The organism is uncultured Stenotrophomonas sp., from assembly GCF_945952405.1.
Classification (GTDB): domain Bacteria; phylum Pseudomonadota; class Gammaproteobacteria; order Xanthomonadales; family Xanthomonadaceae; genus Stenotrophomonas.
In genome coordinates, this window is record NZ_CAMFIA010000002.1 from 204436 (window position 1) to 226653 (window position 22218).

General features: G+C 67.0%; 24 protein-coding genes. 13 read left to right on the forward strand and 11 right to left on the reverse strand.

The window, feature by feature from the left end; genetic code table 11:
• Positions 1-55: 55 nt before the first annotated feature.
• From Q0P60_RS03275 to Q0P60_RS03295, 5 genes are all read left to right on the forward strand, one after another.
• On the forward strand, positions 56-952 hold the full coding sequence (locus Q0P60_RS03275) for an RNA polymerase sigma-70 factor (protein WP_294988182.1): 897 nt from the start codon (positions 56-58) through the stop codon (positions 950-952).
• A gap of 36 nt (positions 953-988) precedes the next feature.
• Positions 989-1438: a carboxymuconolactone decarboxylase family protein gene (locus tag Q0P60_RS03280; protein ID WP_294988184.1), complete on the forward strand. Its 450-nt coding sequence runs from the start codon at positions 989-991 to the stop codon at positions 1436-1438.
• 264 nt (positions 1439-1702) lie between these two features.
• The gene (locus Q0P60_RS03285; RefSeq protein ID WP_294988186.1) at positions 1703-3574 is read left to right on the forward strand and encodes an ABC transporter ATP-binding protein; all 1872 of its coding nucleotides are present in this window, start codon (positions 1703-1705) and stop codon (positions 3572-3574) included.
• Positions 3575-3654: 80 nt separating this feature from the next.
• Complete coding sequence (locus Q0P60_RS03290) at positions 3655-4434, forward strand: ferredoxin--NADP reductase (RefSeq protein ID WP_006455701.1); 780 nt, start codon at positions 3655-3657, stop codon at positions 4432-4434.
• 118 nt (positions 4435-4552) lie between these two features.
• Positions 4553-5110, forward strand: a complete 558-nt coding sequence (locus tag Q0P60_RS03295; RefSeq protein ID WP_294988189.1) for a TlpA disulfide reductase family protein — start codon at positions 4553-4555, stop codon at positions 5108-5110.
• Positions 5111-5146: 36 nt separating this feature from the next.
• Here Q0P60_RS03295 and Q0P60_RS03300 read toward each other — a convergent pair whose 3' ends face one another.
• Positions 5147-5626 (reverse strand): glutathione peroxidase, encoded by a 480-nt coding sequence (locus Q0P60_RS03300; RefSeq protein WP_294988191.1) that lies wholly within the window; start codon positions 5624-5626, stop codon positions 5147-5149.
• A 160-nt stretch (positions 5627-5786) separates the two neighbouring features.
• On the opposite strand from Q0P60_RS03300, the gene Q0P60_RS03305 reads away from it, so the two are divergent.
• Entirely contained in the window at positions 5787-7955 is a 2169-nt protein-coding gene (locus Q0P60_RS03305; protein WP_294988193.1) for a M3 family metallopeptidase, read from the forward strand.
• A gap of 122 nt (positions 7956-8077) precedes the next feature.
• Here the strand turns inward: Q0P60_RS03305 and Q0P60_RS03310 are convergent, their stop codons facing one another.
• From Q0P60_RS03310 to Q0P60_RS03325, 4 genes are all read right to left on the reverse strand, one after another.
• Entirely contained in the window at positions 8078-8566 is a 489-nt protein-coding gene (locus Q0P60_RS03310; RefSeq protein WP_294988195.1) for a hypothetical protein, read from the reverse strand.
• A 229-nt stretch (positions 8567-8795) separates the two neighbouring features.
• Positions 8796-9911: a cyclopropane fatty acyl phospholipid synthase gene (cfa, locus tag Q0P60_RS03315; protein WP_294988197.1), complete on the reverse strand. Its 1116-nt coding sequence runs from the start codon at positions 9909-9911 to the stop codon at positions 8796-8798.
• A 19-nt stretch (positions 9912-9930) separates the two neighbouring features.
• Complete coding sequence (locus tag Q0P60_RS03320; RefSeq protein ID WP_294988199.1) at positions 9931-10812, reverse strand: DUF3298 and DUF4163 domain-containing protein; 882 nt, start codon at positions 10810-10812, stop codon at positions 9931-9933.
• 37 nt (positions 10813-10849) lie between these two features.
• Positions 10850-11152 (reverse strand): GNAT family N-acetyltransferase, encoded by a 303-nt coding sequence (locus Q0P60_RS03325; protein WP_006455911.1) that lies wholly within the window; start codon positions 11150-11152, stop codon positions 10850-10852.
• A 185-nt stretch (positions 11153-11337) separates the two neighbouring features.
• Here Q0P60_RS03325 and Q0P60_RS03330 point away from each other — a divergent pair, with 185 nt between their 5' ends.
• Positions 11338-11523, forward strand: a complete 186-nt coding sequence (locus Q0P60_RS03330; RefSeq protein ID WP_294988501.1) for a hypothetical protein — start codon at positions 11338-11340, stop codon at positions 11521-11523.
• A gap of 58 nt (positions 11524-11581) precedes the next feature.
• Here Q0P60_RS03330 and Q0P60_RS03335 read toward each other — a convergent pair whose 3' ends face one another.
• Both Q0P60_RS03335 and Q0P60_RS03340 read right to left on the reverse strand, forming a co-directional pair.
• A complete protein-coding gene (locus Q0P60_RS03335; protein ID WP_294988201.1) occupies positions 11582-12208 on the reverse strand; it encodes a rhomboid family intramembrane serine protease in 627 nt (208 codons plus the stop codon).
• A gap of 7 nt (positions 12209-12215) precedes the next feature.
• Positions 12216-13781 carry an oligopeptide:H+ symporter gene (locus Q0P60_RS03340; protein ID WP_294988203.1) on the reverse strand — a complete coding sequence of 522 codons (1566 nt, stop codon included), beginning with the start codon at positions 13779-13781 and terminating at the stop codon, positions 12216-12218.
• A 162-nt stretch (positions 13782-13943) separates the two neighbouring features.
• On the opposite strand from Q0P60_RS03340, the gene Q0P60_RS03345 reads away from it, so the two are divergent.
• Positions 13944-14789, forward strand: coding sequence for an endonuclease/exonuclease/phosphatase family protein (locus Q0P60_RS03345; protein ID WP_294988205.1), 846 nt, complete (start codon positions 13944-13946; stop codon positions 14787-14789).
• A 73-nt stretch (positions 14790-14862) separates the two neighbouring features.
• On the opposite strand, the gene Q0P60_RS03350 is transcribed toward Q0P60_RS03345, so the two are convergent.
• The gene (locus Q0P60_RS03350; protein WP_005410310.1) at positions 14863-15474 is read right to left on the reverse strand and encodes a superoxide dismutase; all 612 of its coding nucleotides are present in this window, start codon (positions 15472-15474) and stop codon (positions 14863-14865) included.
• A 218-nt stretch (positions 15475-15692) separates the two neighbouring features.
• Here Q0P60_RS03350 and Q0P60_RS03355 point away from each other — a divergent pair, with 218 nt between their 5' ends.
• Together Q0P60_RS03355 and Q0P60_RS03360 are read left to right on the forward strand one after the other, a co-directional pair.
• The gene (locus Q0P60_RS03355) at positions 15693-16145 is read left to right on the forward strand and encodes a ribonuclease domain-containing protein (protein ID WP_294988207.1); all 453 of its coding nucleotides are present in this window, start codon (positions 15693-15695) and stop codon (positions 16143-16145) included.
• Complete coding sequence (locus tag Q0P60_RS03360) at positions 16145-16558, forward strand: barstar family protein (protein WP_294988209.1); 414 nt, start codon at positions 16145-16147, stop codon at positions 16556-16558. The genes Q0P60_RS03355 and Q0P60_RS03360 overlap by 1 nt, the downstream gene beginning before the upstream one ends.
• 106 nt (positions 16559-16664) lie before the next feature.
• Here Q0P60_RS03360 and Q0P60_RS03365 read toward each other — a convergent pair whose 3' ends face one another.
• Complete coding sequence (locus Q0P60_RS03365) at positions 16665-18392, reverse strand: hypothetical protein (protein WP_294988211.1); 1728 nt, start codon at positions 18390-18392, stop codon at positions 16665-16667.
• A 10-nt stretch (positions 18393-18402) separates the two neighbouring features.
• The gene (locus tag Q0P60_RS03370; protein ID WP_294988213.1) at positions 18403-19002 is read right to left on the reverse strand and encodes an NfuA family Fe-S biogenesis protein; all 600 of its coding nucleotides are present in this window, start codon (positions 19000-19002) and stop codon (positions 18403-18405) included.
• Between the two features lie 90 nt (positions 19003-19092).
• On the opposite strand from Q0P60_RS03370, the gene Q0P60_RS03375 reads away from it, so the two are divergent.
• The 3 genes from Q0P60_RS03375 to zupT all read left to right on the forward strand — a co-directional run bounded on the left by Q0P60_RS03375 (position 19093) and on the right by zupT (position 20764).
• Entirely contained in the window at positions 19093-19443 is a 351-nt protein-coding gene (locus Q0P60_RS03375; protein ID WP_294988215.1) for a 4a-hydroxytetrahydrobiopterin dehydratase, read from the forward strand.
• Positions 19440-19856 (forward strand): energy transducer TonB, encoded by a 417-nt coding sequence (locus Q0P60_RS03380; protein ID WP_294988217.1) that lies wholly within the window; start codon positions 19440-19442, stop codon positions 19854-19856. The genes Q0P60_RS03375 and Q0P60_RS03380 overlap by 4 nt, the downstream gene beginning before the upstream one ends.
• A gap of 98 nt (positions 19857-19954) precedes the next feature.
• Entirely contained in the window at positions 19955-20764 is an 810-nt protein-coding gene (gene zupT, locus Q0P60_RS03385) for a zinc transporter ZupT (RefSeq protein ID WP_294988219.1), read from the forward strand.
• A gap of 112 nt (positions 20765-20876) precedes the next feature.
• Here the strand turns inward: zupT and Q0P60_RS03390 are convergent, their stop codons facing one another.
• The gene (locus Q0P60_RS03390; protein WP_294988221.1) at positions 20877-21851 is read right to left on the reverse strand and encodes an RluA family pseudouridine synthase; all 975 of its coding nucleotides are present in this window, start codon (positions 21849-21851) and stop codon (positions 20877-20879) included.
• Positions 21852-22218 lie beyond the last annotated feature (367 nt).

Here is a 22218-nt window from a genome sequence, read left to right on the forward strand (position 1 = left end):
GCAATATCCACGCACGCCTCTGTCACGCGACGCCCCGCTGGCGCGTCCTGCCTGCATGAACACCGAAAACGCCTTCCAGACCCACCGACCGCGCCTGATGGCGCTGGCCTACCGCCTGCTCGGCAGCCGTGCCGACGCCGAAGACGTCGTCCAGGACGCCTGGCTGCGCTGGTCCGGCGCCGACCCGGCCAGCATCCGCGACGCCGAGGCATGGCTGATCACCGCCACCACCCGGCTCGGCCTGGACCGGCTGCGCGCCGCCAAGCGCGAGCGCATGCACTACGTCGGGCCATGGCTGGCTGAACCGCTGGCGGTCACCCTGGAACCCGATCCGGGCCCCGGCCCAGCGCAACTGCATGCACTGGCCGACGACGTCTCGGTGGCGTTCCTGACCCTGCTCGAACAGCTCGGCCCTGAAGAGCGCGCCGCGTTCCTGCTCAAGGAAGCCTTCGACCATGGCTATCGCGAGATTGCAGAACTGATCGGCCACAGCGAGGCCAACTGCCGGCAGCTGGTGCACCGCGCCCGGCAGCGCCTGCAGGCGGGGCGGCCACGCTTCAACGCCGATGCCGAGCAGCACCGGCAGCTGCTGGCGCGCTTCATGGAGGCCTCCCAACGCGGCGACAGCGAGGCGATACAGGCCCTGCTGCACAGCAATGCGCAGCTGGTGTCCGATGGTGGCGGGGTGGTTACCGCGGCCGTCCGCCCGCTGCGCGGCGCCGAACGCATCGGCCGCCTGTTCTGGGCCATCGCCCGCCGCGGCGCCGTGCACCCGGCGCAGCTGGGCTACGTCAATGGCGAGCCGGCGATCCTGCGCTTCGATGGCGATCGCCTGCACTCGGTCACCACCATCGACGTCGCCGACGGCCGCATCACCCAGGTGTACAGCGTGCTGAATCCGGAAAAACTGCCGGGGCATGTCACGAACGGAAACGGCACGGCGTCCTGGTAGTGAAAGGCGGCCATGCTGGCCGCCGTGGAGCCCACGATGTCCGACCATACCTCCCCCCGCGTCCCCTACACCCGCCTGGCCGCGGATGCCTTCAAGGGCCTGCTGGCCACCAGCAAGGCGGTGCATGACAGCTCGATCGACCCGGACCTGATGGAACTGGTGTTCCTGCGCGTCTCGCAGCTCAATGGCTGCGGCTACTGCATGGACATGCACGGTACCGCGCTGCGCAAGGGCGGTATCGAGCCGCGCAAGCTCGATACCCTGCCCGCTTGGCACGAAAGCCGCTTCTTCGATGCACGCGAACGTGCCGCGCTGGGCTGGGCCGAGGCGCTGACCCGCTTGACCGACGCGGCGCCGTCGCAGGCCGCGTTCGATGCGCTGGCGCCGCACTTCGACGAGAAGGGCATCAGCGACCTGAGCATGGGCATCGCGGTGATCAATGCCTGGAACCGACTGGGTGCAGGCCTGCTGCCGCCGCTGCCGTAAAGGGTTTTGGGCGGCCGGGCTGCCGCCCGCCACCCGCCCTCGACAGACTTCAACTGCTGTGGGTAGGTGTCGCCCTTGGTCGACACGGTGGATCCACGCCATGCGTGGATGTGGTGGGTCGGACCCCTTCGCATTGCGAAGGGCTCTGACCCGATCCGGGCTGATGGGGTCAGAGCCCTTTGCGGCGCAAAGGGATCTGACCCCGGCGCTGCCACACGGCTGCACTGACCCCATCTGCACGGATCAGGCGCGCACAATACGGGCATGCCTGCTCCCCCCACCGCTGGCGCCACCGCCGCGAAGAAACCCAGCCTGCGCCAGCGCTTCAGGGCCATGCGCAACCTGCCTCCGTTCCTGCGCATGGTCTGGCAGACCAGCCCCGTGCTGACCCTGGCCAGCCTGGGCCTGCGCCTGATCCGCGCCCTGCTGCCAGTGGCGATGCTGTATGTCGGCAAGCTGATCATCGACACGGCGCTGCGGCTGAGCCAGCACGAGGCCGGCTTCCCGCCACTCGGCGAAGCGCTGTCCAGTGGCCTGCTCAATCCATTGCTGGGCCTGCTGGCGCTGGAGTTCGGCCTGGCGATCGGCTCGGACCTGCTCGGCCGCCTGGTCAGCTACGCCGATGCACTGCTCTCGGAACTGTTCGCCAACGTCACCAGCATCCGCCTGATGGAACACGCGGCCACGCTGGACCTGGAGGACTTCGAAGACCCCGACCTGCAGGACAAGCTGGACCGCGCGCGGCGCCAGACCATGGGCCGGATGAACCTGATGAGCCAGCTGTTTGGCCAGGTACAGGACGCAATCACGGTGGCCAGCCTGGCCGTGGGCCTGCTGGTTTACGCGCCGTGGCTGATCCTGCTGCTGGCACTGGCGCTGGTGCCGGCCTTCATCGGCGAATCGCACTTCAACGCGGCCGGCTACAGCCTCAACTTCCAGTGGACACCCGAGCGCCGCCAGCTCGACTACCTGCGCCAGCTCGGGGCCAGCGTGGAAACCGCCAAGGAAGTGAAGATCTACAACCTGCACCGCTTCCTGGTGGAGCGCTACCGACGCCTGTCGGTGGCCCTGTTCCAGGCCAACCGTGCACTGGCGCGTCGCCGTGCGTTCTGGGGCACGCTGCTGGCCGCGCTGGGTACGCTGGGCTACTACACCGCCTACGCCTACATCGCCTGGCGCACGGTGCGCGGGGACTTCTCGATCGGCGACCTGACCTTCCTCGCCGGCAGCTTCCTGCGCCTGCGCCAGCTGCTGGAAGGCCTGCTGATCGGCTTCTCGCAGGTCGCCAGCCAGGCGCTGTACCTGGACGACCTGTTCTCGTTCTTCCAGATCCAGCCCGAGATCCATTCCCGCGAAGGCGCGGTACGCGTACCGCAACCGATCCGCCAGGGCTTCGTGTTCGAGAACGTCGGCTTCCGTTATCCGGATGCCGAGCAGTGGGCGGTGCGCCATCTCGATTTCCAGCTGCACGCCGGCGAAGTACTGGCCCTGGTCGGCGAAAACGGCGCCGGCAAGACCACCCTGGTGAAGCTGCTGGCGCGGCTGTACGAGCCGGACGAAGGACGCATCCTGCTGGATGGCCGCGACCTGCGCGACTATGACCTGGACGACCTGCGCGCCAACCTCGGGGTGATCTTCCAGGACTTCGTGCGCTACAACCTCAGTGCCGGCGAGAACATCGGGGTCGGCCAGGTCGAAGCCATGCACGACCAGGCCCGCATTGCCGACGCGGCGCGCCGCGGCATGGCCGAAGAGGTGATCGAGGCGCTGCCGGGCGGCTACGAGCAGCTGATCGGCCGCCGCTTCAAGCAGGGCGTGGACCTGTCCGGCGGCCAATGGCAGAAGATCGCCATCGCCCGCGCATGGATGCGCAATGCGCAGGTGATGATCCTGGATGAGCCAACCGCGGCGCTGGATGCGCGCAGTGAGTTCGAGGTGTTCCAGCGGTTCAGGGAACTGGCGGATAATCGAACGGCAGTATTGATTTCCCACCGTTTTTCCTCGGTACGCATGGCCGATCGCATCCTGGTGCTGGCCGATGGCCGGATCGAGGCCAGCGGCACCCACGCGCAGCTGATGGCGCAGGGCGGCCGCTATGCCGAGCTGTTCGAGCTGCAGGCGGCGGGTTATCGCTGAGAACGCCTCTCGTTCCGCCCAATGAGAACTTGTCTCATTTGAGATAGAATCCCCCCCGACGACTTTCGATAGATACGCCCATGTCCTCCGCTTTCGGCGCCGAAACGGTGCTTGAGGTCCGTCACTGGACCGATGCCTACTTCAGCTTCACCCTCACCCGCGACAGCGGCTTCCGCTTCGAGAACGGCCAGTTCGTGATGATCGGCCTGGAAACCGAGGCGCGGCCGCTGCTGCGCGCCTATTCCATCGCCAGCGCCAACTGGGAAGAGCACCTGGAGTTCTTCAGCATCAAGGTGCAGGACGGCCCGCTGACCTCGCGCCTGCAGCACATCAAGCCCGGCGACAAGGTGCTGGTCGGCAAGAAGCCCACCGGCACCCTGCTGATCAGCGACCTGCACCCGGGCAAGAACCTGTACCTGCTGGGCACCGGCACCGGCATGGCACCGTGGCTTTCGGTGATCAAGGACCCGGAAACCTACGAGCGCTTCGAGAAGGTGATCCTCTGCCATGGCGTGCGCTACGAAAAGGACCTGGCCTACCGCGATTACTTCGAGAAGGAACTGCGTGAGCACGAGTTCCTCGGCGAGATGATCGGCGACAAGCTGCTGTACTACCCGGCCGTCACCCGTGAACCGTTCGCCAATCAGGGCCGCCTGACCTCGCTGATGGAAAGCGGCGAGATGCAGCGCACCCTCGGCCTGCCGGAACTGAGCCCGGAGAACGACCGCGCGATGATCTGCGGCAGCCCGCAGATGCTGGCCGACCTGCGCAGCGTGCTGGATGCGCGTGGCTTCCAGGTCTCGCCGCGCATCGGCCAGCCGGGCCACTATGTGTTCGAGCGCGCCTTCGTCGAAAAGTAGACAGGGCGGTGGTGCCGGCCGCTGGCCGGCTCTGCACCCGACCTGTTGCATCCCCTGCACATTACCGGCATCGTCCGCCACACACGGGTCGATGGCCCTCCTGGGGAATACACGGATGATGAACACAGGGCTCCCGCAGCGGATGCGGGCCTGGGCAATGGCCGGCCTGCTGCTGGCGGCGGTTCCGGCAGGGGCGGCGCCACCCGCGCGTGGCGAGGTGCCGCCGCAGACGCTGGGCAACGACCGCAAGGGCAACCCGGTCAATCTGGCCGAGCAGCGCGGCAAGGTCGTGATCGTGACCTTCTGGGCCTCCTGGTGCGGGCCCTGCCGCAAGGAACTGCCGATCCTGGCCCATCTGCAGCAGGTGGTCGGCGAGGACGCACTGAAGGTCTATGCGGTCAACTGGGGCGAACCCCGACTGGAAGTCAGCCGCCTGATCCGCCAGCGTGACTGGCCGAAGCTGGAGTACCTGCATGATCCTGGCGGTGCGCTGGCCGAGCAGTTCGGCATCGTCGCCGTACCCCACATGTTCATCGTCGGCCGCGACGGCACCATCGCCCATGCCCATCGCGGCTACAGCGAGGCCAGCCTGCCGCGGATCATTCAACAGGTGATCGAAGCCCTTCCCGAAGAGGTCCGCAACCGCGAGGCCCGCACAACGGCACTGGGCCACTGAACGCTGTTCGTGGCCTCCAGCGCGAACCAGGGCGTGTTACAGCAGCGCTTCGATCTCGTCGCGCAGCTGCTCCGGCCTGGTGGTGGGCGCATGCCGCGACACCACCTGGCCCTGGCGGTTGACCAGGAACTTGCTGAAGTTCCACTTGATGCGGGCACTGCCGAGCAGGCCGCGCTTCTCACGTGTCATCCAGGCCCACAACGGGTCGGCACCCTCGCCATTGACCTCGATCTTCTCCGACAGCGGGAAGCTGACCGGATAGTCCAGCGAACAGAACTGGCGGATCTGCGCCGCGTCGCCCGGCTCCTGCGCGCCGAACTGGTTGCACGGGAAGCCGATCACCACCAGACCGCGCTCGCGGTAGTCCTGCCATAGCTGCTCCAGCCCGGTGTACTGCGGGGTGAAGCCACAGCGGCTGGCGACATTGACCAGCAGCAACGGGTGGCCCTGGTACCGGGCCAGCGCCTGCGGCTGGCCGTCGAGGTCACGGAAGCTGAAATCGTAGGCGGTGGTCATGGCGGCGGACCCTGGGCGGTAAGTGCATGGTACCCGGGCAGCCACCCGCGGGGATGACTCCAGCGTTCCGGGGCACCGGCAACATGCCTTTTGACACAAGTGCGGGCGCGGCCGGGCGGGTTACGCTCGGGCCCTTGTTTGCCTTACCGGAGCTTCTACCTTGACCACTCGCCTTGCCCTTGCCGTGGCCATGACCCTCGGCCTTGCCCTGCCCGCCTACTCGGCCGGCGCCGCCACCGCGGCCGCCAGCAGCACCGCCCAGCAGGCCAATCCGTTCTTCGCCGAAAGCCCGCTGCCGCTGCACTTCCCGCAGTTCGACAAGATCAAGGACAGCGACTTCGCCCCGGCCTTCGACGCCGGCATGGCGCAGCAGCTGAAGGAAGTGGAGGCGATCGCCAACAACAAGGCCAAGCCGACCTTCGACAACACCATCATCGCCCTGGAAAAGAGCGGTGACATCCTCGACCGCGCGACCACCGTGTTCTTCAGCCTGGTCGGCGCTGATACCAACGACACCCGCAAGAAGCTGCAGGCCGACTACTCGGCGAAGTTCGCTGCGCACAGCGATGCGATCGCGCTGAACGGCAAGCTGTTCGCGCGCATCCAGGCGCTGTACGACACCCGCAGCCAGCTGGGCCTGGACGCCGAAGGCGTGCGCCTGGTCGAGAAGTACTACGACAACTACGTGCGCGCCGGCGCCAAGCTGTCCGAGGCCGACAAGGCCAAGCTGAAGGAGATGAACGCCGAGCTGGCCAACCTGGGCACCAAGTTCAGCCAGAACGTGCAGTCGGAAGTGAACGCTTCGGCGATCACCGTCGACGACGTCAAGGAGCTGGCCGGCCTGTCCAAGGAGCAGATCGCCGCCGCCGCCGAAGCCGCCAAGGCCCGCGGTCTGGAAGGCAAGTACGTGATCACCCTGCTCAACACCACCGGCCAGCCGCCGCTGACCAACCTGGCCAACCGTGCCCTGCGCCAGAAGATCTACGAAGCCTCGGTCAGCCGTGGCAGCCGCGGCGGTGAATTCGACAACACCGCGCTGGTCTCGCGCATCATGCAGCTGCGCGCCGACAAGGCCAAGCTGATGGGCTTCCCGAACTTCGCCGCCTACAACCTGACCAACCAGACCGCCAAGACCCCCGAAGCGGTCAACGCGATGCTCGGCAAGCTGGCCCCGGCCGCCGTGGCCAACGCAAAGCGCGAAGCCGCCGACCTGCAGGCGATGATCGACAAGGAACAGAAGGCCGCGCGCAAGCCGACCTTCCAGCTGGAACCGTGGGACTGGGCCTTCTACAGCGAGAAGGTGCGCCAGGCCAAGTACAACTTCGACGAATCGCAGCTGAAGCCGTACTTCGAACTGAAGAACGTGCTGGAGAACGGCGTGTTCTACGCCGCCGGCCAGGAATTCGGCCTGACCTTCAAGCAGCGTACCGACCTGCCGGTCTACCACGATGACGTCACCGTCTACGACGTGTTCGACGCCGACGGCAGCCAGCTGGCGATCTTCATCTTCGACCCGTACGCGCGCGCCTCCAAGCGTGGCGGTGCATGGATGAACTCGTATGTCTCGCAGTCCAAGCTGACCGGCTTCAAGCCGGTGGTCGCCAACCACCTCAACATCCCGAAGCCGCCGGCCGGCCAGCCGACCCTGCTGACCTGGGACGAGGTGAACACCACCTTCCACGAGTTCGGCCACGCCCTGCACGGCATGTTCTCCAACGTGAAGTATCCGTACTTCTCGGGCACCTCGGTGCCGCGTGACTTCGTCGAGTTCCCCTCGCAGGTCAACGAGATGTGGTCGGACAACCCGGTCATCCTGAAGAACTACGCCAAGCACTACCAGAATGGCAGCGCGATGCCGCAGGCCCTGCTGGACAAGGTGAGCGCCGCGTCGAAGTTCAACCAGGGCTTCGCCACCACCGAGTACCTGGGTGCAGCGATGCTGGACCAGAACTGGCACCAGATCGGCCCGGACCAGGTGCCGGCCGCCAAGGATGTGATGGCCTTCGAGCGCGCTGCGCTGGAGAAGGACGGCATCTACTACGCGCCGGTGCCGCCGCGCTACAAGACCCCGTACTTCAGCCACATCATGGGCGGATACTCGGCCGGCTACTACGCCTACATCTGGTCGGAAGTGCTCGACGCCAACACCCAGAAGTGGTTCAAGGACAACGGCGGCCTGAGCCGCAAGAATGGCGACCACTTCCGTGCCACCCTGCTGTCCAAGGGCGGCAGCGTCGACGCGATGCAGCTGTTCCGCGATTTCGCCGGCCACGAGCCGCAGATCGAACCGCTGCTGGAAAAGCGTGGCCTGACCGGCGCCGGCAACTGATCGCCCGCACGCCAGGCTGAAACGAAAGCCGCCCGGGAGACCGGGCGGTTTTTTGTTGTGCAGGGCCCGCTGCCGGGCTCAGATCCCTTTCCTTTGGAAAGGGATCTGAGCCCACGGCACACCTACACCCCAAGCACGTAGAAGTGGACCAGTTCGGTGCCGATTACCGAGCCCTGGATCACATAGTGGATGTCCACGCCTTCGATCACCGGCAACCAACAACCGTCGGTCAACGAGGCAATGCAGTCATTCTCGGTCAAAGTCGGAACCGCACCATAGCGGGCGTAGATCAGCGGGGCCTGGTAGTTGTCACCATGCCCGGTCAATACCACCTGGCTGTGCCCACTGACGCCACCGGACACAGTGCCGTACAGCAGGTCGGACCTGTTCACCCACTGCCGGGTCATCACGTAGTCATCGCCGGAAGCCGACGCCAGGTCCCAGCGGAAGCAGGCATCAAAGGCGGCACCTTTGCAGCTGACCTGGTCACCGAATTGCGGAGTGAAGTTGTAGAAACCGTCGAACGCCTCGGTCGGGGTCAAAGCCGCCCCGGCGGCAATCAACCCTGCGGCGACTACGAAGGACTTCAGGGGTTGTGCAATGCACTTCATGGATCTGACTCACTCGAAAGGAAGGAGTGAAGCCGCGATGGCTTCGCCTTCCATTCAAGCCTTGCATCAGCCCAATCAGGGTTCCTCGCCGGCAATAGATGGCAATAAAGACATGGAATGTCGTATTGAAATCGATGCGGTGATCATCGCCCCTTCCCAGCAGGCAGATCACGTCAAGGCATCGGGGTCGGATCCCTTTCCAGGGGAAAGGGATCCGACCCCGATGACCTCATCTCGGCGCGATGTAGCCCCCCGGCACGCCCTCCGGCGACAGCACCAGCTGCCACAGCTGCGCATGCCGGCAACGGAAGGTCGCCATCGACCCGGCCAGGTAGAAGCGCCACATGCGGCGGAAATGTTCGTCGTAGCGCGCGTCCAGTCGTGGCCACGCCGCTTCCACGTTGCGCCGCCAGGCCTGCAGGGTCAGATCGTAGTCGGTGCCGAAGTTGTGCCAGTCCTCCAGCACGAAGCGCCCCTCGAACGCCCTGCTGATCTGCACGGCCGACGGCAGCATCGAATTGGGGAAGATATAGCGCGCGATCCAGGGGTCGGTGCGATGCCGCGAAACATTGGTGCCGATGCTGTGCAGCAGCAACAGGCCGCGCGGTGACAGGCAGCGCCGGGCCACTTCGAAGAACCTGGCGTAGTTCTTGTCACCGACATGCTCGAACATGCCGATCGAGAAGATCGCGTCGAACGGCTCATCCAGTTCGCGATAGTCCTGCAGGCGGATCTCGATCGGCAGCCCGGCGCAGCGTTCGCGGGCGAATTCGGCCTGCTCCTGCGAGATGGTCACGCCAACGCCGCTGACGCCATAACGCTCGGCGGCGAACTTCAGCGCTTCGCCCCAGCCACAGCCGATGTCCAGCACGCGCTGGCCCGGACGCAGGCCGAGCTTGCGGCAGACCAGGTCGAGCTTGGCTTCCTGTGCGGCGTCGAGATCACCGGCATCGCGCCAGTACCCGCAGCTGTAGACCAGGCGCTGACCGAGCATGGCCTGGTACAGGTCATTGCCAAGGTCGTAGTGGCGGCGACCGACCTCATAGCTGCCCTGCCCGGCCTGCAGGTTGAACAGGCGCGCCTTCAGCGCATCGGCCACCTCGCGCCAGCCATGCACCCGCTCGTCCAGGTGCGCCTGCATCAGGTGGACCAGGAAGTCGTCGAGGACGTTGGCATCCCACCAGCCGTCCATGTAGCTTTCGCCGAGGCCGAGCGAGCCGTGCGCCATGACCCGCGCGAAGAAGCGCGGGTCATGCACCTGGATATCCTGTGGCTGGGTACCGCCGATGCGGACCCCGGCTTCCTGCAGCAGGCCGGCGACCCGCTCCTGCAACCCTGTATCCACGCCACCTCCTCGACTGCGGTCAACCGCGTGCGAACAGCTCCACGTAGTCCTTGGCCACGTGCGGCAACAGCACTGCCGCCGGTACATCAGCGGTCTGCGTGCCGTCCGAGTATGGACCCACCTGGTACGGCGGGAAAACAAAGCGCAGCGCGGTGATCTGCCCCTTGTCGTCGGTCAGCGGCTGGAACTGGCTGAAGTTGTCGGCCTGCGGGCCGGTACCATCGGCGATCATGCGCGATGCGTTGCGCAGCGATTCCTGCAGCTGGGCCGGGTCCATGTCCTCGCCGCTCAGGCGGGTGGCCACGCGCTCGCGCAGCTGGTCGGCGACGAAGTCGCTGATTGCCTTCCAGCCCTTGGCGTCGGCCACCAGCTTTTCAGCGCTGAGCATCTGCTGGTGCTGCGGCAGCCACACGAAGCGCGCCACCAGCGGCTCGCCATGGGCGCCCCCGGTGTAGCGGCTGCCATCGGCACTGACCACCACCAGCTGCGGGGTATCCAGCAGCTTCTCGAAGCTCAGCGACAGCTCGTAAGGCATGGTCGGCTTGTCATTGCCGAGCCCGTCCAGCGCCTGCTGCAGGTCGCTGCGTGCGCTGGTTGCATAGTCCTGCAGTGCGCGCGCCAGGCCCGGGTAGCGGTCGATGCCGGCCGGATAGCTGATGCCCACCACTTCACGCTCGTTGTTCTCGATCACGTCGCGCAGGTCCAGCGGCGCTTCCGTGGCCGGCGTTTCACCTGCAGCGGTGGCCTCGGCGGCGGGTGCCGCGTCGGTCGCCGGTGCCGGCTCGCTCTCACGCTGGCAACCGGCCAGCAACAGCACGCCCACCACGCCGGCCAGCACGCTGCCGCGCAATGGCCGGTTGTTTCCAATCTTCATCGGGATCCCCTGTTCATGTTTGTACATCATCGCCTGCCATGGCTGAAGCGTCGCCCGCTGGCCTTCAGCCAACGAGCAGGTCGTGGTACTCCTCGTGCCGCTGCAGGAAGGCCTCGGCATACGAGCATGCCGGCACCACCTTGTACTTCTGCTCGCGGGCGAAGCGCAGCGCGACACGGGTCAGCTCGCCGGCGATGCCGCGGCCGGCGATCGGCTCGGGCACTTCGGTGTGCGTGATGACCATGCGCCTGCGCTTGATCTGGTAGTCGAGCACCGCCAGCTGTCCTCGCACACGGGCGGTGAAGCGGTGGTTGGCCAGGTCGTGTTCGACCTCGTAGGCCAGACCGGGGGGCGTGACCGAAGCCATGGAACTGTCTCCTGCGGCGACTGCGTGGATGGTGCGCAGCCGGGCGCCATGATCGCGTGAAGCCTGAACAGGGGCAAGTCCAGTCCATTCACGTCAGATTTCGACCCTCAAGCTGGAGGGCGGCCCGCCGCTATCGCCTACGGAGGGATACGGCCGGGCTGGCACGACCCTTGCGACCATTGATCATGCGCATCACCGCGGAGGCCCCGATGCACCCCAGCGATTCCCATTCCGATACCGACCGTGCCCTGCTGGAGGGCCTGCTGCAACTGGCGGTGGAAGGGCAGACCGAAGACCAGGATTTCCAGCGCATCGGCGAGGAAGTGTTCGCCCGCCTGCTGGACACCTACGGCCAGCAGACCCCGGCCTGAACCGGCCAGGGCCGCAGCGCCCGGGGCCGGATCCATGGGATCCGACCCCGCCCCCTGCTCAACCGCCGCCGAGGCGGAAGGTCGGGTTGGAGAGTTCGCGCAGGAAGTGCGTGAAGATGCTCGGCTGCATGGCCAGCATGAAGATCACGCCGAACGCCGCACCGGCCAGGTGCGCGCTGTGGTTGATGCGGTCGCCGCCGCGCTTGTCCATCCAGATGCTGTAGCCGACATAGAACGCGGCGTAGACGATGGCCGGCGCCGGGATGAAGAACACCAGGATGATCGACCACGGCTTGATCAGGATGAAGGCGAACAGCACCGCCGACACCGCCCCGGACGCACCGAGGCTGAGGTAGTTCGGGTTCTTCTGGTTCTTCAGGTAGCTGGGCAGGATCGAGACCAGCAGCGCACCGATGTAGAACGCCGGGTAGGTCAGGTAGCTGCCGGTCAGCTGCATCATCACGCTCTCGATGAATCCCCCGAAGAAGAACAGGGTGATCATGTTGAAGATCAGATGCGACCAGTCGGCGTGGATGAAGCCGTAGGTCACCAGCCGGTCGTACTGGCGATGGCGGTCCACGGCAGGCGGCCACAGGATCAGGCGGTCGGCCAGCTTGCGGTTGTTGAACGCCATCCACGACAGGAGGGCGGTGATGGCGATCAACAGCAGATTGACGGGGGTCATGTCAGGCTCAGGCGCTACGGTAGTTGTCGACCATACGATAGCGTTTCGCGTACCAACCGAAGGCCAACGCCGCGATGAAGGCGAACCCGGCGAAGAAGAACATCAGGAATGCCGCCTCACTCAGGCCTGTCCCGGCGATCTGCTGGGTCACCGTGTCGTTGCGCACCGCTGCGTTGGACAGCAGCACCCACAGGTTGCCGATGGTGGTGGTCAGGTTCCAGAAGCTCATCACCACGCCCTTCATCGCCTGCGGCGCCTGGCTGTAGGCGAACTCCAGGCCGGTGGCCGAGACCAGTACCTCACCGAAGGTCAGCAGCGCGTACGGCAGCACCTGCCAGAAGATCGACATGGCGTTGCCACCGTCCATCACCACCTGGATGCCACCCACCACAACCCAGGCCAGGCCGCTGAAGGCAATGCCGGCGGTCATGCGGCGCAGCGCGGTCGGCTCGAAACCGAAGCGGCGCAGTGCCGGGTACAGCACCAGGTTGTTGAACGGAATCAGGATCATCACCAGCAGCGGGTTCAGCGCCTGCATCTGCGAAGCGGTGAACCAGCTCGGCATCTGCATCTGCTGGCCCTGCAGGACCCAGGTCGATGCCTTCTGGTCGAACAGCGAGAAGAACGGCGTGGTCAGCGCGAAGATCACCAGCACGCGCAGCACCGAGCGCACGCCCTCCACGGCTTCAGCCGGGTGCTGGCCGCGGGCGCGGTCCAGCTGCAGCCAGGTGCCGCCGCCGATACCGGCCAGGATGGCCACCAGTGCCAGGCACAGGCAGATCACGATGCCCAGCGAACCGACCAGGCCGAACGAAGCCACCGCCAGCACCAGGCCGAGCACGGCAATCACCAGGCCCGGACGGCCCTGGCCGGCCACCCGCGCGGTCAGCGCGGTGCGCACCACGTTGGCGAACGAATGCGGGTCCTTCGGCGGCAGCGGCACCAGCACGTAGCGCTTGCGGCCCAGCCAGAACACGAAGGTGGCGATGAACATCAGGATGCCCGGAATGCCGAACGCCCACTGCGGCCCCCAGTTCTTCAGCGCCAGCGGAATCAGCAGCGAGGCGAACAGCGAGCCGAAGTTGATGATCCAGTAGAAGGCATCGAAGACGATCTTGGCCAGGTGCTTGTTGCTCTGGTCGAACTGGTCGCCCATGAACGATGCCACCAGCGGCTTGATGCCGCCGGCACCGAGCGCGATCAGGCCGAGACCGAGGAAGAAGCCTTCGCGGCTGTTCTCGAACAGTGCCAGGCACAGATGGCCGGCGCAGTAGACCAGGCTGAACCAGAGGATGGTGTGGTACTTGCCGAAGAATTTGTCGGCCAGCCAGCCACCGAGCAGCGGGAAGAAATACACGCCGATCATGAAGCTGTGCATGATGTCCTTGGCTTCACCGGCACGGCCCTCCGCAGTGATTTCCTGCAGCAGCAGCGAGGTGATCAGGAACTGCACCAGGATGTTGCGCATCCCGTAGAAGCTGAACCGTTCGCAGGCCTCATTGCCGATGATGTACGGAATCTGGCGCGGCATCTTTCCTTGGCCGGCGATGGGGGCGACTGCGTCGTGGCTCATCCTGTAAGGCATTCCTGCAAAACGAAAGGCGCAAGGTTACCGGAACCCGGGCGTGCGAAGCACGCTGCAGGGCTGCATGACAACGGTGCCAATCCATGGCAGGCAGTCCCGGCCGTGCCGGAAGTCACGGCACCTGCACGACAAAAGCGTAAACTTATCGTTATGCGCCCCCTCGCCCCCGCCCGCCTCCTGCTCAGCAGCCTCGCGCTGTTGCTGGCGTTGCAGGCGCAGGCACGGCCGCAGCCACCCGCCCTCGCCAGCAGCGAGGGCGAGCCGCGGCAACTGACCGTTGCCGCGCTGGAACTGCCCAGCCGCGACGATGCGCAATGGAAGCAGCGTCGCGAGCAGGTCGCGCAGCTGCTGACCGAGCTGCAGCCGGACGTGATCTCGGTCCAGCAGGTCCTGCAGCAACAGGGCCGCAATCCGGCCTGCTGGCTGGCCAGCCGGCTGCGCTACAGCTGCGACTTCGTCACCGCCGATCCGCCCAGCCAGCCGCTGCGGCATGGCAATGCGATGCTGACCCGGCTGCCGGTCAGCGAAGACGGCGTCACCCTGCTGCATCCGCCCGGCGTCTTCAGTGCGGCGGGCATGATGCGGCTGAAACTGGGCCAGGCGCTGGTCAACATCTACGTGGCGCGGTTGCGCCCGGATCCGGACGAGAGCATCGCCCGCCAGCACCAGACCAGCGACCTGATGACCTGGATCGGCGCCACCGCCGAAGGCATGCCCAGCCTGATCGCCGGCGACTTCTCGGCCAGCACCGTGGAACTGGTGCGCAGCACCCCCGGTTTCCAGCCTGCCCGGCGTAACCCTGGCGGGCGCCCGGAGCCCGCCGCCAGCGGCGGCGGCGCGAGCGGCCACGGCCTGGACGTGCTGTTCCAGGTCAAGCACTTCGGCGGGATCCGCCAGCAGCCGATCCTGCTGCCGGCCGACGGCGATCTGCCCGGCCTGCGCCTGGGGGTGATGGCGACCCTGCGCCTGCAGGGCGATACGGCCAGCACCGAATAGGCTCGGCAATGAATCCTGCAACAGAAAAGGCCGGGGTCTCCCCCGGCCTTTTCATCTCAACCCGTTACCGCGATCAGGCGATCGCTTCCTGGTAACGGCGCTCGACTTCATTCCAGTCGATGACGTTGAAGAACGCGCCGATGTATTCCGGGCGGCGGTTCTGGTACTTCAGGTAGTACGCGTGTTCCCACACGTCCAGGCCGAGGATGGGGGTGTTGCCTTCCATCAGCGGGCTGTCCTGGTTGCCGGTGCTCTCGACCACGACCTTCTTGTCCGGGGTCACGCTCAGCCACGCCCAGCCGCTGCCGAAACGGGTCAGCGCAGCCTTGGTGAAGGCGTCCTTGAACTTGTCGAAACCGCCCAGGTCCTTGTCGATGGCCTTGGCCACGTCGCCCACCGGGTTGCCGCCCGCGTTCGGCGCCATCACGGTCCAGAACAGCGAGTGGTTGGCGTGGCCACCGCCGTTGTTGCGCACCGGGCCCTGCAGGTTCTCCGGCAGCGACTTGAGCTTCTTCACCAGCTCTTCGACCGGCAGGTCAGCGTACTCGGTGCCTTCCAGCGCCGCGTTGACGTTGTTGATGTAGGTCTGGTGATGCTTGGTGTGGTGGATTTCCATCGTCGCCGCATCGATATGCGGTTCCAGCGCGTCGTAGGCGTAGGACAGCTTGGGCAGGGTGTAGGCCATGATGCATCTCCTGATTGCGAGGGCACCCGACGGTGTCGGGCGGTGCGCGGTGAATGATGGGGACAGACCGCAAGATTACCAAGGGGGATGTAAAGGAAATTGCGTCCTGCCGGTGAGCACGCCGGCAATTGTTACGCAGCGGTGACGCAGCCCCTCCTCATGCGCCGTGCAGCGCGCAGGCGCTACAGTGCGCGCACCACCCTCGCCCACGCCTGCCCATGCGCAACCCCCGGCTGCTGCTCACCGCCATCGCCCTGCTGTTGCTCGGCCTGGTCGTCAACCACTTCATGCAGCGCCCGCCGGCGCCGCAGTTCGCCCCGGACCTGCAGGGCGCCACCGCAGCGCGCGCGCCGACCGCCCCAGCCACCGGCAGGGACAATGCGCTGCCGGGCTTCCTGCCGGCCGACGCGCGCCAGACCATCGCCCTGATCCAGCGTGGCGGGCCGTTCCCGCACCGCCAGGACGGCAGCACCTTCGGCAACCGCGAGCAGCAACTGCCGCAGCGCGCGCGCGGCTACTACCGCGAGTACACGGTCGACACCCCTGGCGCCCGCACCCGCGGAACGCGCCGCATCGTCACCGGCGGCGACCCGCCGGAGGCGTGGTACTACACCGACGACCATTACCAATCATTCCGCAGCTTCACCGTACCGGCCCAGGGAGCGCAGTGATGAGCCACGATGATTTCGGCCTCGGCCTGCATGACATCAACAACGCCGGCGTCTACGCCATCGACAGCGATGACATCGGCGCACTGGCTGCGGCGATGCGCGATGCCGGCCTCAAGGTGATCCGCATCGACCTGCAGGGCGTGGCGGACAAGCGCACGCTGCTGGCCCGGCTGGCCGCGCAGCTGGATTTTCCTGCGGGCTTCGGCGGCAACTGGGATGCGCTGTCGGACAACCTGCGCGACCTGCAGTGGTTGCCGGCCAATGGTTATGCGCTGTTCCTGGCCGACGTGGACGCGCTGCGTGCCGGCAGCCAGAAGGACTTCGACACGCTGCTGGACGTGATGGACGAGACCAGCCGCGACTGGGTTGGCCGCGACGTGCCGTTCTGGGTGTTCCTGTCGCAGAGCGCGTGAGGCCAATCCCCGGGTAGAGGCCGCCCCTGGTCGGCGCTCGTGCCAACCGGGGTTGGCATCCACCAGAACGTGCCAGCACGTCTGTTGCATCCTGCGATGGCAGCCGCTAGCGGCTGCCGTTGTCTTCCTGCAGCTCTTTCTTGAACGGGATGTCCGGCGGCGGCCGCGCCACTGCCGGCTGGTCCTGCATGTTCGGATTGGTCAGGCCGCAGCCGCCGCCGGCCTGCAGGATCGAGATCACGCAGGAGATCTTCGAGCGCGTCCCCGGCAACGGGATCTCCATCGACTTGATGCCCTTGCGCACCCACTCGGCCAGCAGCGATTCCTGCGGCACCCAGTACTTGTCGAACGAGGTTGGCGTGTAGTCGTACGGCGGGCGCTTCAGCCAGGTGCCGGACTGGGCGATGCGCTCCTTGCTCCAGCCATCGTTGGCCCCCCCGGGCGCGCCGCGCTCGGCGTGACCGCTGCCTTCCTGCCCGGGCACGCGCACGCTGCCATCGGCATTGAACAGGCCATCGCCCTTGCCGGACGTGCTGGCCTGGCGGGCGCCACTGCTGGCACCGTCACGGTTGCGACTCGAGGCCCCCCAGTCATCCCCCTTGGCCGGCGTGGCCCAGTTGCCGGGGTCCGGCGCCGGCCGCGCGCCGGCCTGGGCCGGTGTGGTGGCGGGTGCAGACGCGTGCGCGCTGCTGCTGGCCTGCGCCGCACTGCCGCTGGACGTTGAAGCCGCCGCCACCGGAGCCGAGGCCACTTCGCGTTCGCGCACCTGCACATCGCGGCCCGCAGGTGCATGCACGGCGGGTTCGCGGCCGGCCACGCTCGCCATCCGCACCTGCGGATCAACCACCGCCTGCACTTCGCGCTCGCGGACCTGCACATCCCGTTGCGCAACGCGCACCGGCACATCGGCCGTGCGCAGCGGCTGTGGCACCACCGGTGCGTCCACCGTACTGACTTCGCGTTCCTGCACCTGGATATCGCGCACCTGCGGCGTCCGCACGGCGACGCTTGGCGCATGCACCGCCACCGGCGCGGGCGGTGCCTGTACCGGCTGCACACTGCGCTCGCGCACGGCGAGGGGGGTGTCGCGCGGCACGATGCTCACTTCGGTGCGCGGCACGCTGACCGGAGGCACCACGAAATCGGTGCTGGCCTCGGCCACCTCGGTGGCCTGCACCGGAGACGGCGGCGGCGCCGCGACCGGAGCGGGCTCGGTTTCAGAGGGCGGCGCCGGCACGCTGGCCGTTGGCACGGGCACCGGCGCAGCTGCAGGCGCCGACGCTGCAGCAGGTCGCGGCTCGGGTGCGCTGGCCGCGCCCGCCGCCCTGCCGGCCGCCACCTGTCCGGCGGCTGCCGCTGCCGCCGCGGCATCCGCACCGGGCTGGTCGCCGCCACCTTCCTGGCTCGCGCGGCCGACGAATTCGACCTGCACGCGCTCGCCTTCGGCCCCCTCTTCTTCCGGGGCCGTGGTGCGGATCACCGCCACCCACAGCAGCAGCACGAAGAACAGCAGGTGCAGCAGCGCACTGGCCAGTGCCGAGGTCCAGCGCATCCAGCGCTGGTCGCGCGGCGCCGCATCCCAGTCCTGCCAGAACAGCCGGCGCAGCGCCTGCCAGGCAGGCAGCTGTGGCGACCGCCCCGGCGGCCCGGGCAGCGGACGCGGCAGCAGCACCGCGATCACCTCGCGGGCGTGCAACGAAGGCGGCAACGGGCCGAGCGAACGCAGCCACAGCGCCCAGCCATAGGGCAGGCGGGTGGTCTTTTCGAGGACGGAACGCGGCTGCTGGCGTGCCAGCAGCAGGTCGATGAGATGCTCGGCCCGGGTCAGAGGCACGCGTCAGCGATCAGGCGGCGTTGCCGCGAGGAATGTACGGCGCATGGCCACTATCGTGATCGGTGGCGTCGCGTACCGCGGTCACCCCCGGCACGCGGCCCATCAGGGTCTTCTCGATGCCCTGCTTGAGGGTCACGTCGGCCATGCCACAGCCCTGGCAACCGCCACCGAAGCGCAGCAGCACCACGCCTTCAGCCGAGACTTCCTGCACGGCCACCTTGCCGCCATGCGAGGCCAGCTGCGGATTGATTTCGTTTTCCACCACCCAGTGCACGCGCTCCACCAGCGAGGCGGCATCGCCGGGCGCTTCGCCCTTGATCCGCGGCGCCTTGATGGTCAGCTGCTGGGCACCGGCGGTCCCGGCAACGATGTCGATCTCGGCGCCGTCGAGCCAGCCGACGCTGCTCGCATCGACATAGAGGGTGAAGCCATCGCAATCCACCGCCCACTCGTCACCGAGCAGGTCGCTGGGCTCGGCGAACTCCAGCCGGGCGTCGGCGCGCGGGGTACCGGGATCGACCGCACTCAGGCGCACGCCCATGCCGGGCACGCCCTCGCGTTCGATCAGCTTGCGGAAATGGGTCTGGGCAGTGTCGGAGATCTGGATCATCAGGCTATTCTAGCCAAGTAAGCGTCAGCCGCTCATTCGGTTTATACACCGTCCGGCGCATTGTTCAGTCAACACGAGGTGGAGATTCCCATGGCCGACCTGATTCCACTGGCCCAGGCCCGTTGCGTGCCGCGCAAAGGCAGCGACCACAAGCTCGGCGAAGCCCGCCTGGCCGAGCTGCTGCCGCAGATTCCCGGCTGGGAGCTGAGCGAGGGCGGCCAGGCCCTGCTGCGCACCTTCCGCTTCAAGGATTACTACGCCACCATGGCCTTCGTGAACGCACTGGCCTGGATCGCCCACCGTGAGGACCACCATCCGGACCTCGGCGTGCATTACGACCGCGCGGTCGTGCGCTATTCCACCCACGACGTGGGCGGCCTGAGCGAGAACGACTTCATCTGCGCGGCAAAGACTTCGGCCCTGACGGAGCAACTGCCATGAACGTACGTTTGCTGAGCCTGTCCCTGATCGCTGCGACCGGCCTGGCCGGCTGTGGCTCATCCGAACCGCCGGCACCGCCGCCGCCGGCGCCGACCGAAGTCGCCGCGGTGAAGACACCGCCGCCGCAGTACCCGCTTGAACTGGCCTGCATGGGCGTGGGCGGTACCAGCACGTTCAAGGTCACCATCGGCACCGACGGCAAGCCGAGCGAGGTCGCCCTGCTGACCGGCGCCGGCAACCCGCAGCTGGACGAGCTGGCCAAGACCGCCGTGCAGGGCTGGCAGTTCAACGCGGCCACCCGCAATGGCCAGCCGGTGCCGGCCACCATCCAGGTCCCGGTCAGCTTCAACCCGCCGCAGCCGAAGCCGGACCAGTGCTTCGCCATCGAAGAGCGCCTGCGCCGCGGCGGCTGATCGGCCGCACCTCGACGAGGCCAGCCGACGCCCGCCTCGCCCTTGCCGCCCCGGCCCAGTCCGGGGCGGTTGTCTGTTGACCAGGACCGCGTCGGTAGATGCTGCAGATTCCCCCCGAAAACGTCTGGATCGCACTGGCGGTCACCCTCGCGGCCGGCCTCGCCACCGCCATCGGCAGCCTGCTCGTACTGTTCTCGCGCCGGCCCAATCCCCGCCTGCTGGCGTTCGGCCTGGCCTTCGCCGGCGGCGCGATGGTCTATGTCTCGCTGTCGGAGATCCTCAACAAGTCCATCGCCTCGTTCGCGCTGGCCTATGGCGAGCGCACCGGCTTCACCTACGGCACCCTGGCCTTCCTGCTGGGGGTGATCGTGATCGTGCTGATCGACCACTTCATCCCCAACCCGCATGACAGCCTGGACAAGCAGGACCCCGCGTTCCGCGAGAACAGCCGCGAATACCTGAAGCGGGTCGCGCTGCTGACCTCGATCGCGATCACCGCGCACAATTTCCCGGAAGGCCTGGCAACCTTCTTCGCCACACTGGAAAGCCCGTCGGTGGGCATGCCACTGGCGTTCGCCATTGCCATCCACAACATTCCCGAGGGCATCGCGATCGCGGTGCCGGTGTACTTCGCCACCCAGAACAAGGCCTATGCCTTTACCGCCAGCCTGCTGTCGGGCCTGGCCGAGCCGGTCGGCGCAGCGATCGGCTATGTGCTGCTGTCGGGGTCACTGTCGCACGCAACCTTCGGCTGGGTATTCGGGCTGATCGCCGGCGTGATGGTGTTCCTGGCCCTGGATGAATTGCTGCCGGCGGCCAAGCGCTACGCCAAGGGCCACGAGACCGTGTACGGGCTGGTGGCGGGCATGGGAACGCTGGCGATCAGCCTGGTGCTGTTCAAGTGGTGAAGGGCCTGCGCCACGCCCTGTAGAGCCGAGCCTGCGCTCGGCTGATAGGCCCGACAGCCGGGCATGGGCTCGGCTCTGCAACGGAAGCGCCGGACAGCACCCGGCGCCACCTTCAGCGGAGCCGGTCCAGCGCCTCGACCAGCTCATCGGCCAGCGGTGCGTTCAGCACGTACGGGGTCTTGCCTGCGTCCAGCGCGAACTCCAGCGAGGCGGCGTGCAGGAACAGGCGTTTCAGCCCGATCTGCTCACGAAGCCGCTTGTTGACTGCCGGATCGCCGTACTTGTCGTCACCCGCCACCGGGTGTCCCAGATGCTGGGCGTGTACGCGGATCTGGTGGGTGCGGCCGGTTTCGATGCGTACCTCGCAGTACGAATGGCCGCCGCGCCGCTCCAGCACCCTGAAGTGGCTGATCGATTCCTTGCCGATCGCATTGACCTGCACGTGGCGCTCGCCGCCCTGGCGCAGGCCCACGTGCAGCGGCGCGTCGACCGTCATCACGCCATCGGGCATGCGCCCGGCCAGCAGGGTCAGGTAGCGCTTGCGGATGCCCGCGCCGTGGTCTTCACGCAGCAGCGCCTGCAGCTCACTCAGCGCCGAACGCTTCTTGGCCACGATCAACAGGCCGGACGTATCGCGATCCAGCCGGTGCACCAGCTCCAGGGTCTGGCCCGGACGCAGTGCGCGCAGCGTCTCGATGGCGCCGAAGCTGATGCCGCTGCCACCATGGCTGGCCACGCCGGAAGGCTTGTTCAGGGCCAGCAGGCGTGCGTCCTCGAAGACGATGGCCTGTTCCAGGCGGCGCATGAACGCCTCCGGGGGACCGGCCTTGTCTCCTTCCTCACTGAGACGAACCGGCGGCACGCGCACCTCATCGCCCGCTTCCAGCTTGCGCTCGGCCTTGGCGCGGCCACCATTCACCCGCACCTGGCCGCTGCGCACCAGCTTGTAGACCAGGCTGCGCGGGGCCCCTTTCAGCTGGCCGAGCAGGAAGTTGTCCAGGCGCTGGCCGGCGCGGTCGGCGGGAACGGTGATCATGCGCACGGAAGGCTTGTCGCCAGCGGGCTTGGTGGGGTCTTGGGCGGTCATCAGGCTGTTTATTCTGTTACACTCGGGCGGCGAGATAAGGGATTGATTTCGTTGGAAGTTACTCAGGGCCAGAAGCCCAGCTTCCGACGAATCCGGCACAGTGCGCGACCACCGCCCGCGGGGCGGCCATGTTAGCGGCTCACCGGCCTTCCCGGCCATCGCCGGATGCCTGACACGCAACCGTGCTGAACATGTCCCGCGTGGCGCTCCAGCCTGGCTGACAGCTGCCTGCGGCCCTGCAACACCCAAAACCCATAAGAGTGAAGCGCTCCCGCGGCCTGCCGTGGTGTCATAGCGCTGGAAACCCAAGCCGCCCTCCCCGCGCTTGCGCGAATGGGCGGCGAGCCGTATCCAGAGGCGAAACCCC

Excerpts from the sequence above, each read along its gene's own strand:
- Q0P60_RS03275 (WP_294988182.1), top strand. The coding sequence starts at position 56 with ATGAACACCGAAAACGCCTTCCAGACCCACCGACCGCGCCTGATGGCG.
- Q0P60_RS03280 (WP_294988184.1), top strand. The coding sequence starts at position 989 with ATGTCCGACCATACCTCCCCCCGCGTCCCCTACACCCGCCTGGCCGCG.
- Q0P60_RS03285 (WP_294988186.1), top strand. The coding sequence starts at position 1,703 with ATGCCTGCTCCCCCCACCGCTGGCGCCACCGCCGCGAAGAAACCCAGC.
- Q0P60_RS03290 (WP_006455701.1), top strand. The coding sequence starts at position 3,655 with ATGTCCTCCGCTTTCGGCGCCGAAACGGTGCTTGAGGTCCGTCACTGG.
- Q0P60_RS03295 (WP_294988189.1), top strand. The coding sequence starts at position 4,553 with ATGAACACAGGGCTCCCGCAGCGGATGCGGGCCTGGGCAATGGCCGGC.
- Q0P60_RS03300 (WP_294988191.1), bottom strand. The coding sequence starts at position 5,626 with ATGACCACCGCCTACGATTTCAGCTTCCGTGACCTCGACGGCCAGCCG.
- Q0P60_RS03310 (WP_294988195.1), bottom strand. The coding sequence starts at position 8,566 with ATGAAGTGCATTGCACAACCCCTGAAGTCCTTCGTAGTCGCCGCAGGG.
- Q0P60_RS03320 (WP_294988199.1), bottom strand. The coding sequence starts at position 10,812 with ATGTACAAACATGAACAGGGGATCCCGATGAAGATTGGAAACAACCGG.
- Q0P60_RS03325 (WP_006455911.1), bottom strand. The coding sequence starts at position 11,152 with ATGGCTTCGGTCACGCCCCCCGGTCTGGCCTACGAGGTCGAACACGAC.
- Q0P60_RS03330 (WP_294988501.1), top strand. The coding sequence starts at position 11,338 with ATGCGCATCACCGCGGAGGCCCCGATGCACCCCAGCGATTCCCATTCC.
- Q0P60_RS03335 (WP_294988201.1), bottom strand. The coding sequence starts at position 12,208 with ATGACCCCCGTCAATCTGCTGTTGATCGCCATCACCGCCCTCCTGTCG.
- Q0P60_RS03340 (WP_294988203.1), bottom strand. The coding sequence starts at position 13,781 with ATGAGCCACGACGCAGTCGCCCCCATCGCCGGCCAAGGAAAGATGCCG.
- Q0P60_RS03345 (WP_294988205.1), top strand. The coding sequence starts at position 13,944 with ATGCGCCCCCTCGCCCCCGCCCGCCTCCTGCTCAGCAGCCTCGCGCTG.
- Q0P60_RS03350 (WP_005410310.1), bottom strand. The coding sequence starts at position 15,474 with ATGGCCTACACCCTGCCCAAGCTGTCCTACGCCTACGACGCGCTGGAA.
- Q0P60_RS03355 (WP_294988207.1), top strand. The coding sequence starts at position 15,693 with ATGCGCAACCCCCGGCTGCTGCTCACCGCCATCGCCCTGCTGTTGCTC.
- Q0P60_RS03360 (WP_294988209.1), top strand. The coding sequence starts at position 16,145 with ATGAGCCACGATGATTTCGGCCTCGGCCTGCATGACATCAACAACGCC.
- Q0P60_RS03370 (WP_294988213.1), bottom strand. The coding sequence starts at position 19,002 with ATGATCCAGATCTCCGACACTGCCCAGACCCATTTCCGCAAGCTGATC.
- Q0P60_RS03375 (WP_294988215.1), top strand. The coding sequence starts at position 19,093 with ATGGCCGACCTGATTCCACTGGCCCAGGCCCGTTGCGTGCCGCGCAAA.
- Q0P60_RS03380 (WP_294988217.1), top strand. The coding sequence starts at position 19,440 with ATGAACGTACGTTTGCTGAGCCTGTCCCTGATCGCTGCGACCGGCCTG.
- zupT (WP_294988219.1), top strand. The coding sequence starts at position 19,955 with ATGCTGCAGATTCCCCCCGAAAACGTCTGGATCGCACTGGCGGTCACC.
- Q0P60_RS03390 (WP_294988221.1), bottom strand. The coding sequence starts at position 21,851 with ATGACCGCCCAAGACCCCACCAAGCCCGCTGGCGACAAGCCTTCCGTG.